Raw genomic sequence first — 15,649 nt, 5'->3', positions numbered from 1 at the left:
TATCCTTCTCTGTTGCCAATTACTATACTGCGCACCTTTGACCACAATAAAAGCAAAACTGCTGTTTTATGGAAATTTATCAGTCCCCTTTCGGCCCAGTGGCACTCGCTCGCTACCCAAAGCGTAGGAGTGAGACTCTACGCGCCTGGGATGCCGCCGACGAGTATCTGATAAACCATATCGTCGAACAGCAATTAATCAGCTCTGATAATCGTCTATTGATATTGAACGACAGCTTTGGCGCCTTGGCTGTGACCCTGTGCACAGGTTTCCCAGAGCTGCAGCTGCTATCCACTGGCGATTCCTGGCTATCCCAACGGGGAGCCGAGGCCAATATGGCAGCAAATCACCTTACAACCAATGCGGTTAACCTGTGTCACTCTCTTGAGTGGCCTGAGCGGGGGCAAACGTTCAAGCTGGTTATCATAAAAATCCCAAAAAGCCTTTCGCTACTGGAGGATCAGTTGCACCGTCTGCAGCCCTATATAACCGACAGCACCACCATTGTGGCCGCTACCATGGCCAAGCATTTGCACAACTCCCATCTACAACTTTTCGAAAAGCTGATTGGCACCACCAAAACATCCCAGGCAAAAAAGAAAGCGCGCCTAGCGTTCATCAGTGCAGATAGTAAAGCGGAGAACTCAGATAACCCCTACCCCAAATCTTTGGAGCTGAGAGAGTTGAATTTGCAGTTACAAAACCACGCCAATGTATTTTCTCGGGATGGGCTGGATATAGGCAGTCGGTTTTTTCTGCAGAACTTGCCCCGCAATGAGCGCTATCGAACCATCATCGATCTGGGCAGTGGCAACGGTTTATTGGGTATTGTTGCCGCGCAGAAAAACCCCGCTGCAGAGATTATTTTTACCGATGAATCTTTTATGGCGGTGGCATCGGCAAAACACAACTTTTCGATTAACTGCCCGAACAGAGTGGCCAGCTTTCAAGTGACCGACTGCCTGCAAGGTATCGAAAAAAACAGCGCCGATTTAATCCTTTGTAACCCACCCTTTCACCAGCAAAACACCATCACCACCCATATTGCCGAGCAGATGTTTCGAGAATCAAAACAGGTATTAAAAACAGGTGGAGAGTTGTGGGTAATTGGCAACCGCCATCTCGGCTATCACGTAAAACTAAAGCGGCTGTTTGGTAATTGCCAAACAGCCGCCAGTAACAACAAGTTTGTAATTTTGCAGTCTGTGGTTTCGAAAAATTAATTCAACTCATCATCCTGCCAAAACTTCATTCCATCCACCGTCGCCTCAAGTGCCACACCGGCTTTGGTCAGTTCATAACTGATGATATCGAAGTCCACTGACTTCACTACATTCACTGAGCCACCTTGATCGTCGGATTGGGCCGTAGCGCCGGCTTGGCCGGAAACATCCCAGCCGTTATCGGCGAAGTTTTCCAGGTCGTGGGATTTTTTGAAAATCAGTACCAGGCGCATATCCCGCAGGCCAGCACCAATGCCCAGGCCGCCACCGGCCATTTTCATATAGGTTTTGCCGCCGCCTTTGCGAGTCACTACGCCGTAACCGCCGCTGGTGGTGACAAAAATCAGGTTGGTGTTGATGTTACTGAATACCGCGTAACCGGCAGCATCGGCAATTTGCTTGCGGGCCTTGGGGTGTTCCTTGTAGAGATCACGCAGGGTTTCGCTGCGCATATTTTCCACGTAACCGCGGCGCTCCTGCACGGAATCGCCTTTGATGGTGGAGCAGCCGGTAGCCAACAGTGCAAAGCCAATAAAGGCGGCTGTGATTGCAATTTTCATTGTCCATTCCTCATTGCGCTGGATATGGGTAACTATAGCTGCTTAAAGCGCGGTGCGCACGGACCACAACTCTGGATAAAAACTCAGATCCAGCGCCTTCACGAGGTAGCTAACTCCGCCAGTGCCACCACTGCCGCGACGGTGACCGATAATACGTTCCACAGTTTTCATGTGGGAGAAACGCCAGGTCTGAAAGCGGTGTTCAATATCCACCAGTTTCTCCGCCCAGTCGTACAGTTCCCAGTACTTGTCGCCGTTGCGGTAGATTTCAGACCAGATGGCTTCAATGGCCGGGCTGGCGTTGTAGGGCTCGCTCCAATCCCGGTCCAGGTAGTCTGCAGGCACATCAAAACCCCGTTTAGCCAGCAGCTGGATGGTCAAGTCGTAGATGCTGGGGGTGCGCAGGGCATCATCCACTTTTTTGTGTATTTCAGGGAACGCCTGATGCGCCGCTACCATGCTAGGATTTTTGTTGCCCAGGGAGAATTCAATAATGCGGTACTGGTAGGACTGAAAACCAGAGCTTTGCCCCAGGGAATCGCGAAAGCTCAAATAGTCTTTCGGCGTCATGGTGGAAAGCACACTCCAGGCACTGATCAGCTGCTCCTGACAACGGGCGATGCGGGCCACCATTTTCATCGCCGGCCCCAGGTTATCCTGCTTGACGCATTCCATGGCGGCGGTGAGTTCGTGAATCATCAACTTCATCCACAGTTCAGACGCCTGATGGATAACAATAAACATCATCTCGTCATGGCTGTCCGACAAGCAGTTCTGGCCATCGAGTATTTTTTCAAGGTCCAGGTACTGACCGTAGCTGATGTCCTGATTCCAGTGGATATCCTCGCCGCTGAGATCGACGGCATTTTCAGACATGGGGCATTTCACGTTGGCTTCTCCGCTAGAAAGCTTGACACGTAAAGCATTTTACGTGGATCACCGAGAAAAAGAAAATCATTTGCGCCACTGCCGCTATAATGCCGCCATGATTGAACAGGCCCATGAAATACTCCGGGAAACCTACGGCTACGAGGCTTTTCGCGGCACCCAACGGGAAGTCATAGAAGCCGCCCTGGACGGCAGCGACACCCTGGTGCTGATGCCTACCGGCGGTGGCAAGTCCCTGTGCTATCAGATCCCCGCCCTGGTGCGCGATGGCCTGGGCATTGTCGTGTCGCCGTTGATTGCCCTGATGCAGGATCAGGTATCGGCGCTGGTACAGCTGGGCATTGAAGCGGCATTTCTCAACTCCACACAAAACCCTGCCGAACAACAACAGATCGTCGAAAAAATGCACCGGAGAGAGTTAGATATTCTCTACATCGCCCCGGAGAGGTTGCTGCAAACGCGCACCCTCAACCTGCTTGAATCACTAACCATTTCCCTGATTGCCATCGACGAGGCCCACTGCGTATCCCAATGGGGCCATGATTTTCGCCAGGACTATCTGTCACTACATGTGCTGCGGGAACACTTCCCCGGTGTTCCACGTATGGCACTTACCGCCACCGCCGATCCACGCACCCAACAGGAAATCCCTCAACGCCTGCAACTGGATGAGCCCAAACATTTTGTCAGCGGCTTTGACCGCAGCAATATCCGCTACACCGTGCAGCCAAAAAGCGATGCCAAAAAGCAGCTGTTGCGTTTTCTGATCGGCCATAAAGACAACGCTGGCATCATCTACTGCATGTCTCGCAAGAAAGTCGAGGCGACCGCCGAATGGCTGTGCACCCGCGGCCTTACCGCCCTTCCCTACCACGCTGGCCTGCCTGCCGATACCCGTGCCGAGCACCTGCAGCGCTTCCTTCGAGAAGATGCGGTGGTTATGGTGGCCACCATTGCCTTTGGCATGGGCATCGACAAACCGGATGTGCGTTTTGTGGCCCACCTGGATTTACCCAAAAGCATGGAGGCCTACTATCAGGAAACCGGCCGCGCCGGCCGCGATGGTGAGCCCGCCGACGCCTGGATGGTGTACGGTCTGCAAGACGTGGTGCGTCTGGTGCAAATGATGGACAGCTCCACCGCCCCGGATCAGCAAAAGCGCATTGAGCGCAGCAAACTGGATGCCTTGCTGGGCTGGTGCGAAGTCACCGAGTGCCGCCGCCGTTCCCTTTTGGCCTACTTTGGGGAGGCGTATCCTGGTGAGAAGAGCCATGGCCCGAACAGCGATGGCAACTGCGGTAATTGCGATATCTGCCTGACACCGCCGCAAATCTGGGACGGCACTGAGGCGGCGCAAAAGCTGCTCTCGGCGGTATACCGCAGCGGCCAGCGCTTTGGCGCCGGCCATGTGATTGATATTCTGCGCGGCAAACAAAACGACAAAATCAACCAGTGGAATCACCAACAGCTAAGCACATTTGGCATCGGCAGTGATTTAACCGACAACCAGTGGCGTTCCGTAGTCCGTCAACTGGTGGTGCAAGGGTTTTTAATTGCCGACGCGGAACGTTACAACGCTCTGCGACTCACCGAGCGCAGCCGCCCGCTATTGCGTGGCGAAATGAATTTGACTTTACGCCAAGATACGGCGGAAAAAGCCCTGCGCAAACCCGCTCGCAAACAATCTAATAGCGCCGTTAGTGAAGGTGATCGCCAATTATGGGAAGCACTGCGAGCACGGCGCAAACAACTGGCGGACGAACAGGGTGTGCCACCCTATGTGGTTTTCCACGACGCCACGTTGATGGAAATGATGGAGTACCAGCCCACCAGCGAAGCGGAGTTACTGAATATCAGCGGTGTGGGCCAATCCAAACTGGACAGATTTGGCGCCGAGTTTCTGGAAGTGCTGCGGGAGCACGCGCCGTGTTGAACTTATCCAACAACGTTACGATTCCAGAACACGAATTGCAGTTCAGTGCCATTCGCGCTCAAGGCGCTGGCGGCCAGAACGTCAATAAAGTATCCAGTGCCATCCACCTGCGTTTTGATATTCGTGCCTCGTCGCTGCCGGAATTTTACAAAGAACGATTGTTGGCCTACCGGGATCAGCGCATCTCAAAAGAAGGCGTTGTTGTGATCAAAGCACAGGAATTTCGCACCCAGGAAAAAAACCGCGACGCCGCCCTCGCTCGCCTCAAGGAACTGATCCTCGCTGCCACCGCTGTACAGAAAAAACGCCGCCCTACAAAACCAACCAAAGCTGCCAAAAAGCGCCGCCTCGACAACAAAACCAAACGAGGCCAAGTAAAAGCCTTACGGGGAAAGGTCAATGAGTAAATAGAATACGTCATTGCGAGCGTAGCGAAGCAATCCAGCGGCTTTGAAACAATAGACACTGGATTGCTTCGCTACGCTCGCAATGACGGAGTAAGGAGAGGTAATAGATTATGGATAAACAGCCAGCTATTTATATTCTGGCGAACAAGCGAAACGGCACTTTATACACAGGCGTAACGAGCGACCTTGTTCAGAGAATATGGCAACACAAGCAGCATTTAGTGGAAGGTTTTACCAAACAGCACAGTATTAATATTCTGGTGTATTACGAATTACACCACTCAATGTACGATGCCATCACTCGAGAAAAACAAATCAAAGCTGGTTCAAGATCAAAAAAGGTTAAATTGGTTGAGAGCAAAAACCCCTACTGGAATGACCTATATGAGACATTACTTTAACACTCGTCATTGCGAGCGCAGCGAAGCAATCCAGTGTCTGCAATAAAATTCGACCTCCATTGCCACAGCACCGCATCGGACGGCTCATTGACGCCTGATGAATTGGTGCAGCGCGCCCATGAAAACGGTGTGACCCACTTGTCGATTACCGATCACGATACGGTAGCGGCCTACAAGCAGATTGACTGGAAAGCATGCCCGCTAACACTGATACCCGGCATTGAAATATCGTCCACCTGGAGCAAACGAGGGGTACATATTGTCGGCCTGGGTATCGACCTGAAATCCGCCGCCATTGCAGAAGCCGTGCAACAACAAAGCCTGGCTCGCCAGTTGCGGGCTGAGAAAATTGCCGAACGATTAACCAAAAGCGGTCTCCGTTGCCCGCTGGAAGAAGTTGAACAACTGGCTGCTGGGGGGCAATTGGGGCGCCCTCACTTCGCCCGTTATCTGGTGGCCAGCGGTCAAGTAAAGGACAGCCAACAAGCTTTTAAAAAATACCTGGGCGACGGCAAACCCGGCGATGTAAAACAACATTGGGCCAGCCTGGAACAGACCGTTCAGTGGATTCTGGACGCTGGCGGTGTAGCCGTATTGGCGCACCCGCTAAAGTACAAATTAACACGAACCAAACTGCTGGCTCTGGTGCAAGATTTTAAAGCACTTGGCGGGCAAGCCATGGAAGTGGTGTCTGGCAAACAGACGCCCCAGGAAAGCCGCAAAATGGCAGACATCTGCCAACAGAGTGGCCTGTTGGCCTCCTGCGGTTCCGACTTTCATCACCCGGATACCCGCTGGGCAGAGCTGGGGATGTACTCTACTCTGCCGAGTACGGTTGACACGGTATTTTCGCACTTAGACTTTTCCCACCAAAACAAAGCACAACTTGATTGATTTGCATCAACCCCAAAATCATCACCAACATTTGGCGGCTTCTATAATTAAAGGATAAACCCTACAACAAGGAGACTGCGATGGACGCAACCCGCCCTCACAACACCTCAGCCAACTCTGAGAATGCCGGCAACAATTCCAGCGATTACGACGCTGCACTAAAAGATGCACAGCTGCCACCGGCCTCTGATCGCAATACCGACGGTCGCCATCGCCTGTCTGAATTGCGCCACGACAGTGAGGCCATTCGCCGCTCTTTTGAGACCGGGGAATACCCATACAAAAACAAATTGAGTCGCAGCCGCTACGAAAAACACAAAGCGTTTTTGCAAACCGAATTACTCAAGGCCCAGCGCTGGGCCAAGGAAAGTGGCGAGAAGATCGTCGTTATTTTTGAGGGCCGCGATGCCGCCGGCAAGGGTGGCACCATCAAGCGCTTTATGGAGCACCTCAACCCACGGGGTGCTCACGTGGTGGCACTGGAAAAGCCCACAGAGGCTGAGAGTACCCAATGGTATTTCCAGCGCTACGTACAACACCTGCCCTCTGCTGGCGAAATTGTTTTATTCGACCGTTCCTGGTACAACCGCGCCGGTGTGGAACGGGTGATGGATTTCTGCAGCCCCAGCCAATACCTGGAATTTATGCGCCAGTGTCCAGAGTTTGAACGTATGCTGACCCGCTCTGGTATTCGCTTGTTTAAATACTGGTTTTCAGTGACCCAAGAAGAACAGGCCAAGCGTTTTGCCGCCCGTAAAAATGATCCATTGAAACAATGGAAGCTGTCACCGATTGATAAAGCGTCACTGAATAAATGGGACGATTACACCGAGGCCAAGGAAGCCATGTTTTTTTACACCGATACCGCTGATGCGCCCTGGACGGTGATTAAATCCAACGACAAAAAACGCGCGCGACTCAACACCATGGCGCATTTTCTCGCCAGTTTGCCCTACACGGGAAAAGACAGAGAAATAGAGAAAGGTCCGGATCCACTAATTGTCGGTCACAGCGCCCATGTGATTGGCAACAGCGAGCATATTCTGGGGAAATCGTTGCATCCGAAACAGCGGAGGTAAAGCAATATTGTCATCGCGAGCGCAGCGCGGCGATCCAGTGTCTTTGTTGATAAAAGTCACTAGGTTGCCGCGTCGCTGCGCTCCTCGCAATGACGAATAAGTTACTTAAACAACAACTTGTTCAAACGCTGCACAAAGGCAGAAGGATCTTCCAACTGCTCACCAGCGGCCAGTTGCGCCTGTTCGAACATCAATTGGGCCAGATCCGCCGCGCGATCTTCATCCTGTTCCACATCCAGTTGTTTCAACAGATCGTGATCGGCGTTGATTTCCAGAGTCGGCTTGCTCTCAGGCACATCCTGACCGGCGGCTTCGAGGATACGGCGCATTTGCATACCAACGTCTTGATCGCCCACCACCAGTACCGCAGGTGAATCGGTCAGGCGATTACTGGTGCGTACATCTTCCACGGTATCGCCCAACAGTTCTTTAACACGATCTACCAATGCGGATTGTTGCTCAGAGGGCTTGTCGTCTTCGGCCTTTTCCTCTTCACCGGTGATCTTGCCCAGATCCAGTTCGCCGCGAGCCACATCCTGAAAAGACTTACCGTCGAATTCGGTGAGGTAGCTCATAAGCCACTCGTCGATGCGATCGGTGAGCAGCAGTACTTCAATGCCGTGCTTGCGGAACACTTCCAGGTAGGGGCTGTTCTGGGCAGCGCTGTAGCTGTCGGCGGTGAGAAAGTAGATTTTCTCCTGGCCTTCCTTCATGCGCTCAACATAATCTGCCAGCGCCACAGTCTGGTCGCTGTTGCCGGTATGGGTAGAGGCAAAGCGCAGCAGGCCGGCAATTTTTTCCTTGTTGCCGTGGTCTTCCGCCGGGCCTTCTTTTAATACCGGGCCAAAGGTGTTCCAGAAGTTCTGGTAGTCGTCCCCTTCCTGCTTGGCCAGTTTGCCCAGCATATCCAGTACCCGCTTGGTCAGTGCGGAACGAATGCTGTCCACCGCCGGAGTCTGCTGCAGAATTTCACGGGAAACGTTGAGAGGCAGATCAGCGGAATCCACCACACCTTTAACGAAACGCAAATACAGAGGCAGGAACTGCTCGGCGTCGTCCATGATAAAAGTGCGTTGAATGTAGAGCTTCAGGCCTTTCGGTGCATCACGGTTGTACATATCGAAAGGCGCGTGGGCCGGTACGTACAGCAAGCTGGTGTAATCTAGTTTGCCTTCCACCCGGTTGTGGCTCCATACCAGCGGATCCTGAAAGTCGTGGCCGATGTGCTTGTAGAACTCTTTGTAGTCTTCGTCCTTCAGCTCGCTTCGGGAGCGAGTCCACATGGCTTTGGCGCTGTTAACCACTTCAAATTCGACAGGCTTGTCTTCTTTTTTATCGTCTTCAGATTCTTCGGGGTTTGAATAGTTTGGCTTGACCATCTCTACCGGCACGGCGATGTGGTCAGAGTATTTTTTCACGATGCTGCGCAGGCGCCAGTCATTGGAGAATTCGCTTTCATCGCTTTTCAGGTGCAGGGTAATGGCAGAGCCGCGTTCGGCGCGTTCAATGCTTTCCACCTGGAATTCCGCTTCGCCTTCACAAGTCCAGCGCACACCGGCATCGGCGCTGTCACCGGCACGGCGAGATTCAACAACCACTTTGTCGGCAACGATAAAAGCGGAGTAAAAACCCACACCAAACTGGCCAATCAACTGGGAATCGGATTTCTGGTCACCGCTCAGGGAAGACAAAAACTGCGCGGTACCTGACTTGGCGATGGTGCCCAGGTTATCGATGATCTCTTCCCGAGACATGCCGATACCGTTGTCGCTGATGGTAATGGTGTTGGCCTCACTGTCAGCGGTAATGCGTACCTTCAGGTCACTGTCGTTTTCGAACAGGTCAGCATTTTCCAGTGCTTCAAAGCGCAGCTTGTCGGCGGCATCAGAAGCGTTGGAAATCAGCTCTCGCAGGAAAATCTCCTTGTTGCTGTACAGGGAGTGAATCATCAGGTGGAGAAGCTGCTTGGCTTCTGTCTGAAAACCGTGGGTTTCTGTCTGGGTGGCAGTATCGCTCATGGTGTTATTGCTCCGTGGAAAAAACAGGATGACAGGTAAATTGGGTCGAGTTTCCGACTTTCAAGGGCTACACTTTTATCTAATACAAGGAGATATAAGGAGATAGCCATGAAAACCACCCTTCCCCTGATCGCTGCCCTGCTGCTTGCCTCCCCTGCCTTTGCTGACAAAGTAACCGAGCAGATTGAGCTGGGCATCGAGGCCTACAACGACAAAGACTACCAGGCTGCCATTGACGAGCTGCAATACGCCATATCGCAGATACAGAGCAAGCTGGACAAAGACAACGCCCAGCTTTTACCAGAGCCTTTAGAGGGCTGGAAGGCGGAGGATGTAGAACACAACAACGCCGCCATGGCGATGATGGGTGGCGGCACCCATATGTCGAAACGCTACCGCAAGGGCCGTGAGAGCGTTGAAATCAGCATCAGCGCCAATTCCCCCATGGTCACCGGGTTGGGCGCCATGATCAACAACCCCATGCTGCTGCGCAGCGACCCCAATGCAGAGCCGTTTCGCTACCAGCGCAACAAAGGCATCAAACGCAAAGAGAGAAACTCGGTGGAAATCACCTTGATGCTGGCGGGGCAGATTCTTTTACAGGTCAAAGGTCAGAACCTCAGTGATGAGGCTGTTTTGGAGGAGTTTTTGGCGGCGATGGATTTAAAGGCGATTAAGCTGGCGTTGTTGCAGTGAAAGTCGTCGCTGTCATCCTGAGCCGCTGCGCGGCCCAGGATGACGAGCATTATTGAGTAACAATGCGAACCGATTGCCCTTCCCCACTCACCTTCAGACGATCAAAATTGGTCACCTCACCGGAAGGCAGTTCGCTGCAATCCACCGGCTGTTGCCAGGCAGTCCAGGAAAGGTCATCCACACGCACTGGTGCAGCAAGCTCCCCCTTGCTTTGCAGGCGAATCCGGTAGCCTTTCAGCAATTCATGATCAACCGGTGGGAAGTCAAAGGTAAAAGGCGTCCACTCGCCACTTCCGGTGGCAATGGTTCCCAGACACTCCAGCGGCGCGTTATCCAAAGATGCAGTGAATGACTGCGCTCTGGGTGCGTATTCCAGGCAAACATCCAGGCTTTGTGGCTGTTCAGAATAAATCATGCCGGTAAAGCTGTGTGTGGCCTTGTCTTCGGCCTCGACCAGGCGATGGAAACCACGGGTCACCATATGACTTTTGCCACCTGGCAGAGGCGCCAGCTCTACCGCCAAATCACCACTGTGGGTATCGCCAACCCGCAAACCGCTGCCATCACTAAAATTCCAGGTACCGGGATTTTCCGGAAGTACCGGTGCTGACTCAAAACCACCGGTCACCAACAAATCCCTCCCCAGCTGACAACTGGTACCGCCTTCTACTGTCACCAGGCGTTGTTGCCAATCCGCAAGGACGCGGCCTGACCATTGGCCATCCACCAACGATTGGGTTTGGGTTTGGGGTTCACCTGTCTGAGCGGCACCCGCCGGGCTAATAGTGCTGTGCCCACCACTGCTACCCAAGGTCAAACCCGCCAGGCTGGATTGGTGGCCAACACGTCGCAATACGTGCTGCCTGACCGCCCCTACTGCCGGAGTGGTCTGGTAATGCTGCACATACAGCGGCACCACCTCGCCGTGTACAAACTGTTCGCCGTCCATCCACACATAGAGCATGGCGGAGCGATGGGTCTCCTGAAAGTATTGATCAAACAGGAAGTTGCCCAGGGAATAGGCAATCAATTTGCCGTTGTAAATTTCAAAGCCCTGCACCACGTGAGGGTGATGGATCACCACCAAATCGGCGCCGGAGTCGATAGCCAGTTTCGCCCGGCTAACGGTTTCCTCGGTGGGCTCATAGGTGTATTCGTTGCTGCCGTGGTATTGCACCACCACTGGATTACCCGAGGCTGCTTCCCGTTTTACCGTGGCCTCAATGTTCGCCTCACTACCCCAGGCAGCACCACCTTTATCCGCTTCTGCAACCTGGTTAGGACTGAAGTTGCCTTTCCAGCCCACATAGCCAAGCATCTGAAAACGATTGTCGCCATGCACCATCTGATGAGCTTTAAGGGCTTGCTCTTCATTGAGGCCACCACCGGAATACGGCATCTGGTACTGATCCAGATATTTTTGGGTAACCACGACGCCTTCATCGCCAAAATCGTAAACGTGGTTATTGCCCAAGGTGACATAGTCCACACCCACCTGTTTCAAAGCATCAATCAATGGTGGCCGAGCGTAGAAGATCACACTTTTTGGGGTCTCTACTTTAGGTTTTTCCGCCGCGACCACGATTTCCAGATTGGCGGAGGCAATATCCGCATCCACCAGGTAAGGTTTGATATTTTCCAGTAACTTGATGGTGTCCGCCGTTTCACTTTCCGGGCGAATTAATGGTTGATCGTCTGTGAGTGGCTTGTAGTAGCGCCGCCCGGCCATCACATCGCCACCAAAGGCAAACATGGTACGACCGGGCTTGCGGGCCACCAGGGTAACCGGGGGAATGTTGCCGTCGTTATCTACCAGTTCACCGCGAGAAAACGTGTGTGTGATGGGGTAAAACTTTGGTGCCTCGAAGCGCAATTGATACACAGGAGTGCTGTCCACCGACACCTGAAACTGACCGTTTTCAATGGTCGCCAGTGATACCCCGTTAACACTCAGCGCACCAAAGGCCAGTGGCTGGCCCAATTCGTCGTTGACGGCTCCAGACAGGGAAATTTTCGGCCCTTGGGTTTCGTCGGTAGTCGAATCGTTGTCCTTTAGAACAACCGCAACGGCAACAAAACCAACCAACAAGAGAATTGCCAGCATGGAGCCGGCAACCCGGCCTCGATGCCGGTAAAAACCGGAAACAACTGCAGTATCAGTCTGCACGACGCAGCGCCTTGCCCGCCAAAGTACCGGTGTATTTGCCATTGTCTATTGCCACCTCGCCATTCACCAAGGCGTATACAACACCTTCGGAGAGCTTATTCCAGTTTTTAAAATCCGCCACCGGGCGGAAGTTATCTGTATCGATAATGACGATGTCCGCAAAATAGCCTTCCTGCAGGTAGCCTCTGTCGGCTATTTTGAAAGTGTCCGCCACCATGCCGGAGCTGCGATAGATAAACTCCTGCTCGCTGATAATGCCTTTATCTTTCACGTAATTTTGGTACTTCCTGGGGAAACTCGCGTATTTACGTGGATGGCCATCTGTGCCATCTGAGCTGGTCATTACCCAAGGCTGCACCATAAAGTGGCCGATATCCTCTTCATTCATATTGAACGAGGCAATCCCTACAGACCCTTTCAGCACATTTTCAATCACCACGGTGACTGGGTCTTTGCCCTGTTCTTCAGACAATTCCTTCAGAGTCTTGCCAATGATTTCAGGCACTTCCCCCTGCACCATCAAAAATGATTCCGGCCCGCCGCGACGGCGAATGTTTTCGGCAATGCCCGCACGAATTTCCGGTAATAGCTCAGGGTCTTGCAAGCGTTTGCTGTACTGCTCATAACCACCAGCTCGCACTTCACTGGGCACAGCGGCGTTGTGTAAACGGGTGCTGGAAGCATTCCAGGGGTATTGGTCTGCTGTCACGACCTGACCGTTGGCTTGAGCCTTCTCAACCAGATCAACAATAGCCGCACTTTCGCCCCACACATCCACACCCAGCGCTTTGATATGGGCAATGTGCACGGGAATATTGGCGCCTTTGCCAATATCCAGCAGTTCCTGAACCGCCGCTACCACACCGATGTTGTAGGAGCTCTCGTCACGAATATGGCTTTCATAAATACCGCCGTACTCAGCCGCCACCTTGGCAAGCTCAATCACTTCGGCGGTATCGGAAAAGGTGCCAGGCACATAGAAAAGGCCGGTTGAAAGGCCCAAAGCGCCCTGCTCCATGGCCTCAGCTACCAGCGCTTTCATGGCGTCCAGTTCCGCATCTGTTGGGTGGCGATTTTCTTCACCCATCACATGCCTGCGCACGGCGCCGTGGCCAATAAATAAGGCAGTATTGGTGCCCAAGCCACGCTTATTGAGCGAACGGATCAAGTCGCCGGTTTTAATGGGGCCACCGCCGTCATTGCCATTAAAGACTGTGGTAACACCCTGAGTGAGATAATTTAGGTTGGCGTTTTTGCCGTTGTCGCGCAAATCCGTGAAATCGCTGAGGCTGTGGGTATGGGGGTCAATCAGACCGGGGGCGACGACTTTACCTGCCGCATCAATGGTACGTGCCGCCACCAGGTTTTGGCCTTCAGGATCACCAACAAAAACAATGCGATCTCCTTTAACACCGATTGCTACCTGACTGGCTGGCTGGTTTTTGCCAGCATAGACATTGCCATTAACAATCAGGGTATCGAGGTTTAACGCTTCACTTTGCTTCTCTGGTGTACACGCACACAGGGCTAACAGAGTGGTGCACAGTGCCGCACAAGCCGCTTTTAATTTCGCCGCTTTTAACTTCATAGTTTCCTCACTGAGCCGCTACGGTACCCGCATCCGGGCGGCGGGGATCAGAGGCGCCATAAAAACGGCCATCTTTCCACATAATGGTTTGCACACTACCCATGGTCTGGCCTTTTTGCACTTTCTGACCTTTTTGCTTGAGCAGCTTGATGGTATCCGGGCTGTAACCCGGTTCCAATTCCAGCTGATCCGGCAACCACTGGTGGTGAATTCGAGGCGCGTGAATGGCTTCTGCCATATTCATGTTGTGGTCCATCACATTCACCAACACCTGCAATACGGTGCTGATAATACGGCTGCCACCGGGGCTGCCAGTTACCACAAACGGCTTGCCGTCTTTAAGGATCATGGACGGAGTCATGGAACTTAGCGGGCGCTTGGTAGGCTGAATAGAGTTCGCCTCGCCGCCCACCAGGCCAAAGGCATTGGGAACGCCGGGTTTGGATGAAAAATCATCCATCTCGTTGTTCATCAAAATGCCGGTGCCGGGAATCACAATTCCAGAGCCGTAGGAAAAATTCAGGGTGTAAGTATTGGATACCGCATTACCCTGGGCATCCATCACCGAAAAGTGGGTGGTGTCAGGGCTTTCGTAAGGCGCGGGGTTTCCAGGTTTGATTTCATCAGAAGACAGCGCCTTATCCAGTGAAATTTTGCCCGCCAGTTCTTTGCCGTAAGCTTTGCTGGTCAATCCCTTGATGGGCACCGGGTAATGATCCGGGTCGCCCAAATGCTCACTGCGATCCGCATAGGCCAGCTTCATCACTTCCGCCAGCAGGTGGGTAGCATCAGCGCTGCCCGCTCCCATTTCACCGATGGGGAAATGCTCAAGAATATTGAGCATCTGAGCAACATGCACGCCACCAGAACTGGTGGGAGGCATGGAAATCACTTCGTAGCCACGGTAGCTGGTGGACACCACTTCCCGCTCGGCCACTCTAAAATTGGCCAAGTCTTCCATGGTAATCAAGCCGCCATTGGCTTTCATATCTGCAACGATTTTTTCGGCGATTTTGCCTTTATAAAATTCTTCCGGGCCGTACTTTGCCAAGCGCTTCAACGACCATGCCAATTCCGGCTGACGCATTATTTCACCGGGCTCGTAAGGCACACCGCCTTTTTTGTAATAGGCTTTAGCAGTAGCCGCGTTGCCAGTAAGCCAGACTTTGCGCTTTTTCAGGTTCTCTGCCAGGTCGTAGGAAACCACAATGCCTTTTTGCGCCAGTTTGATAGAAGGCTTGATCACGTCTTTCCACTTCATGGTGCCGTATTTTTCAAGCGCCAGAGCCAGGCCAGCGACAGTGCCGGGAACGCCGGAAGACAAGTGGCTGAACTGAGCTTTTTGGTTGTCCACATTGCCGTCCGCATCCAGGAACATATCCCGATGTGCAGCAGCAGGCGCCATTTCCCGGTAGTCCAGGGCAATATTTTTATTTTCTTCTGCCAGGTGAATCACCATAAAACCACCGCCGCCCAGGTTACCGGCGCGGGGCAAGGTAACCGCCAGAGCAATGCCGGTTGCTACAGCTGCGTCGATGGCATTGCCACCTTTGCGCAGTATTTCTGCACCCACTTCACTGGCAATCATGCGCTGGCTGGATACCATACCGCCGGTGCCAATCACCGGGTGGTGGATGGTGTCGTAGCGAATAATAGCGGCGCTGTTGTCTACGTGGCTGCCTGCGCTGTTGGCAAGCGGAGAAAAAACAAGAAGAAAAGAAAGGATCAGAGAAAATTTGCGGGAAAACACTGCTCGGCGTTGAAGCATTATAGCTGTCCTGTGATAAACCTGTGG

13 protein-coding genes are annotated in these 15,649 nt (G+C 52.9%); 7 read left to right on the top strand and 6 right to left on the bottom strand.

Annotation, left to right across the window (positions count from 1 at the left end):
* Nucleotides 1–68 precede the first annotated feature (68 nt).
* Nucleotides 69–1,223: a methyltransferase gene (locus tag QSV34_RS07165; protein WP_289153257.1), complete on the top strand. Its 1,155-nt coding sequence runs from the start codon at nt 69–71 to the stop codon at nt 1,221–1,223.
* Here the strand turns inward: QSV34_RS07165 and QSV34_RS07160 are convergent.
* On the bottom strand, nt 1,220–1,783 hold the full coding sequence (locus tag QSV34_RS07160; RefSeq protein WP_289153255.1) for a lipid-binding SYLF domain-containing protein: 564 nt from the start codon (nt 1,781–1,783) through the stop codon (nt 1,220–1,222). The two genes, QSV34_RS07165 and QSV34_RS07160, sit on opposite strands and share 4 nt — an antisense overlap.
* A 42-nt stretch (nt 1,784–1,825) precedes the next feature.
* Complete coding sequence (locus tag QSV34_RS07155; protein ID WP_289153254.1) at nt 1,826–2,659, bottom strand: tryptophan 2,3-dioxygenase; 834 nt, start codon at nt 2,657–2,659, stop codon at nt 1,826–1,828.
* Nucleotides 2,660–2,714: 55 nt separating this feature from the next.
* On the opposite strand from QSV34_RS07155, the gene recQ reads away from it, so the two are divergent.
* From recQ to ppk2, 5 genes are all read left to right on the top strand, one after another.
* Entirely contained in the window at nt 2,715–4,604 is a 1,890-nt protein-coding gene (gene recQ / locus QSV34_RS07150) for a DNA helicase RecQ (RefSeq protein ID WP_353738370.1), read from the top strand.
* The gene (gene arfB / locus QSV34_RS07145; protein WP_289153252.1) at nt 4,598–5,011 is read left to right on the top strand and encodes an alternative ribosome rescue aminoacyl-tRNA hydrolase ArfB; all 414 of its coding nucleotides are present in this window, start codon (nt 4,598–4,600) and stop codon (nt 5,009–5,011) included. The genes recQ and arfB overlap by 7 nt, the downstream gene beginning before the upstream one ends.
* A 110-nt stretch (nt 5,012–5,121) precedes the next feature.
* Nucleotides 5,122–5,412 (top strand): GIY-YIG nuclease family protein, encoded by a 291-nt coding sequence (locus QSV34_RS07140; RefSeq protein WP_289153250.1) that lies wholly within the window; start codon nt 5,122–5,124, stop codon nt 5,410–5,412.
* 33 nt (nt 5,413–5,445) lie between these two features.
* A complete protein-coding gene (locus tag QSV34_RS07135) occupies nt 5,446–6,306 on the top strand; it encodes a PHP domain-containing protein (protein ID WP_353738369.1) in 861 nt (286 codons plus the stop codon).
* Between the two features lie 80 nt (nt 6,307–6,386).
* Nucleotides 6,387–7,385 carry a polyphosphate kinase 2 gene (ppk2, locus tag QSV34_RS07130; protein WP_289153249.1) on the top strand — a complete coding sequence of 333 codons (999 nt, stop codon included), beginning with the start codon at nt 6,387–6,389 and terminating at the stop codon, nt 7,383–7,385.
* Between the two features lie 101 nt (nt 7,386–7,486).
* On the opposite strand, the gene htpG is transcribed toward ppk2, so the two are convergent.
* The gene (gene htpG, locus QSV34_RS07125; protein WP_289153246.1) at nt 7,487–9,403 is read right to left on the bottom strand and encodes a molecular chaperone HtpG; all 1,917 of its coding nucleotides are present in this window, start codon (nt 9,401–9,403) and stop codon (nt 7,487–7,489) included.
* Between the two features lie 108 nt (nt 9,404–9,511).
* Between htpG and QSV34_RS07120 the strand changes: the two genes are divergently transcribed.
* Nucleotides 9,512–10,099, top strand: coding sequence for a hypothetical protein (locus QSV34_RS07120; protein WP_289153244.1), 588 nt, complete (start codon nt 9,512–9,514; stop codon nt 10,097–10,099).
* Between the two features lie 49 nt (nt 10,100–10,148).
* On the opposite strand, the gene QSV34_RS07115 is transcribed toward QSV34_RS07120, so the two are convergent.
* From QSV34_RS07115 to ggt, 3 genes are read right to left on the bottom strand one after another with little or no spacing between them, the layout of a single operon-like run.
* Complete coding sequence (locus QSV34_RS07115) at nt 10,149–12,266, bottom strand: CapA family protein (protein WP_289153242.1); 2,118 nt, start codon at nt 12,264–12,266, stop codon at nt 10,149–10,151.
* The gene (locus QSV34_RS07110) at nt 12,256–13,854 is read right to left on the bottom strand and encodes an N-acyl-D-amino-acid deacylase family protein (protein ID WP_289153240.1); all 1,599 of its coding nucleotides are present in this window, start codon (nt 13,852–13,854) and stop codon (nt 12,256–12,258) included. The genes QSV34_RS07115 and QSV34_RS07110 overlap by 11 nt, the downstream gene beginning before the upstream one ends.
* Nucleotides 13,855–13,861: 7 nt before the next feature.
* Nucleotides 13,862–15,622 (bottom strand): gamma-glutamyltransferase, encoded by a 1,761-nt coding sequence (ggt, locus tag QSV34_RS07105; protein WP_289153238.1) that lies wholly within the window; start codon nt 15,620–15,622, stop codon nt 13,862–13,864.
* Between the last annotated feature and the right edge of the window lie 27 nt (nt 15,623–15,649).

This window comes from Porticoccus sp. W117 (assembly GCF_030341905.1).
In the GTDB taxonomy this organism is placed as follows: Bacteria; Pseudomonadota; Gammaproteobacteria; order Pseudomonadales; family Porticoccaceae; genus SCSIO-12696.
This window is presented reverse-complemented; position numbering and strand designations above follow the sequence as displayed.

What these genes read in the sequence shown, in the direction of transcription:
- QSV34_RS07165 (WP_289153257.1), top strand. Translation starts at nt 69, where the DNA reads ATGGAAATTTATCAGTCCCCTTTCGGCCCAGTGGCACTCGCTCGCTAC.
- QSV34_RS07160 (WP_289153255.1), bottom strand. Translation starts at nt 1,783, where the DNA reads ATGAAAATTGCAATCACAGCCGCCTTTATTGGCTTTGCACTGTTGGCT.
- QSV34_RS07155 (WP_289153254.1), bottom strand. Translation starts at nt 2,659, where the DNA reads ATGTCTGAAAATGCCGTCGATCTCAGCGGCGAGGATATCCACTGGAAT.
- QSV34_RS07140 (WP_289153250.1), top strand. Translation starts at nt 5,122, where the DNA reads ATGGATAAACAGCCAGCTATTTATATTCTGGCGAACAAGCGAAACGGC.
- ppk2 (WP_289153249.1), top strand. Translation starts at nt 6,387, where the DNA reads ATGGACGCAACCCGCCCTCACAACACCTCAGCCAACTCTGAGAATGCC.
- htpG (WP_289153246.1), bottom strand. Translation starts at nt 9,403, where the DNA reads ATGAGCGATACTGCCACCCAGACAGAAACCCACGGTTTTCAGACAGAA.
- QSV34_RS07120 (WP_289153244.1), top strand. Translation starts at nt 9,512, where the DNA reads ATGAAAACCACCCTTCCCCTGATCGCTGCCCTGCTGCTTGCCTCCCCT.
- QSV34_RS07110 (WP_289153240.1), bottom strand. Translation starts at nt 13,854, where the DNA reads ATGAAGTTAAAAGCGGCGAAATTAAAAGCGGCTTGTGCGGCACTGTGC.
- ggt (WP_289153238.1), bottom strand. Translation starts at nt 15,622, where the DNA reads ATGCTTCAACGCCGAGCAGTGTTTTCCCGCAAATTTTCTCTGATCCTT.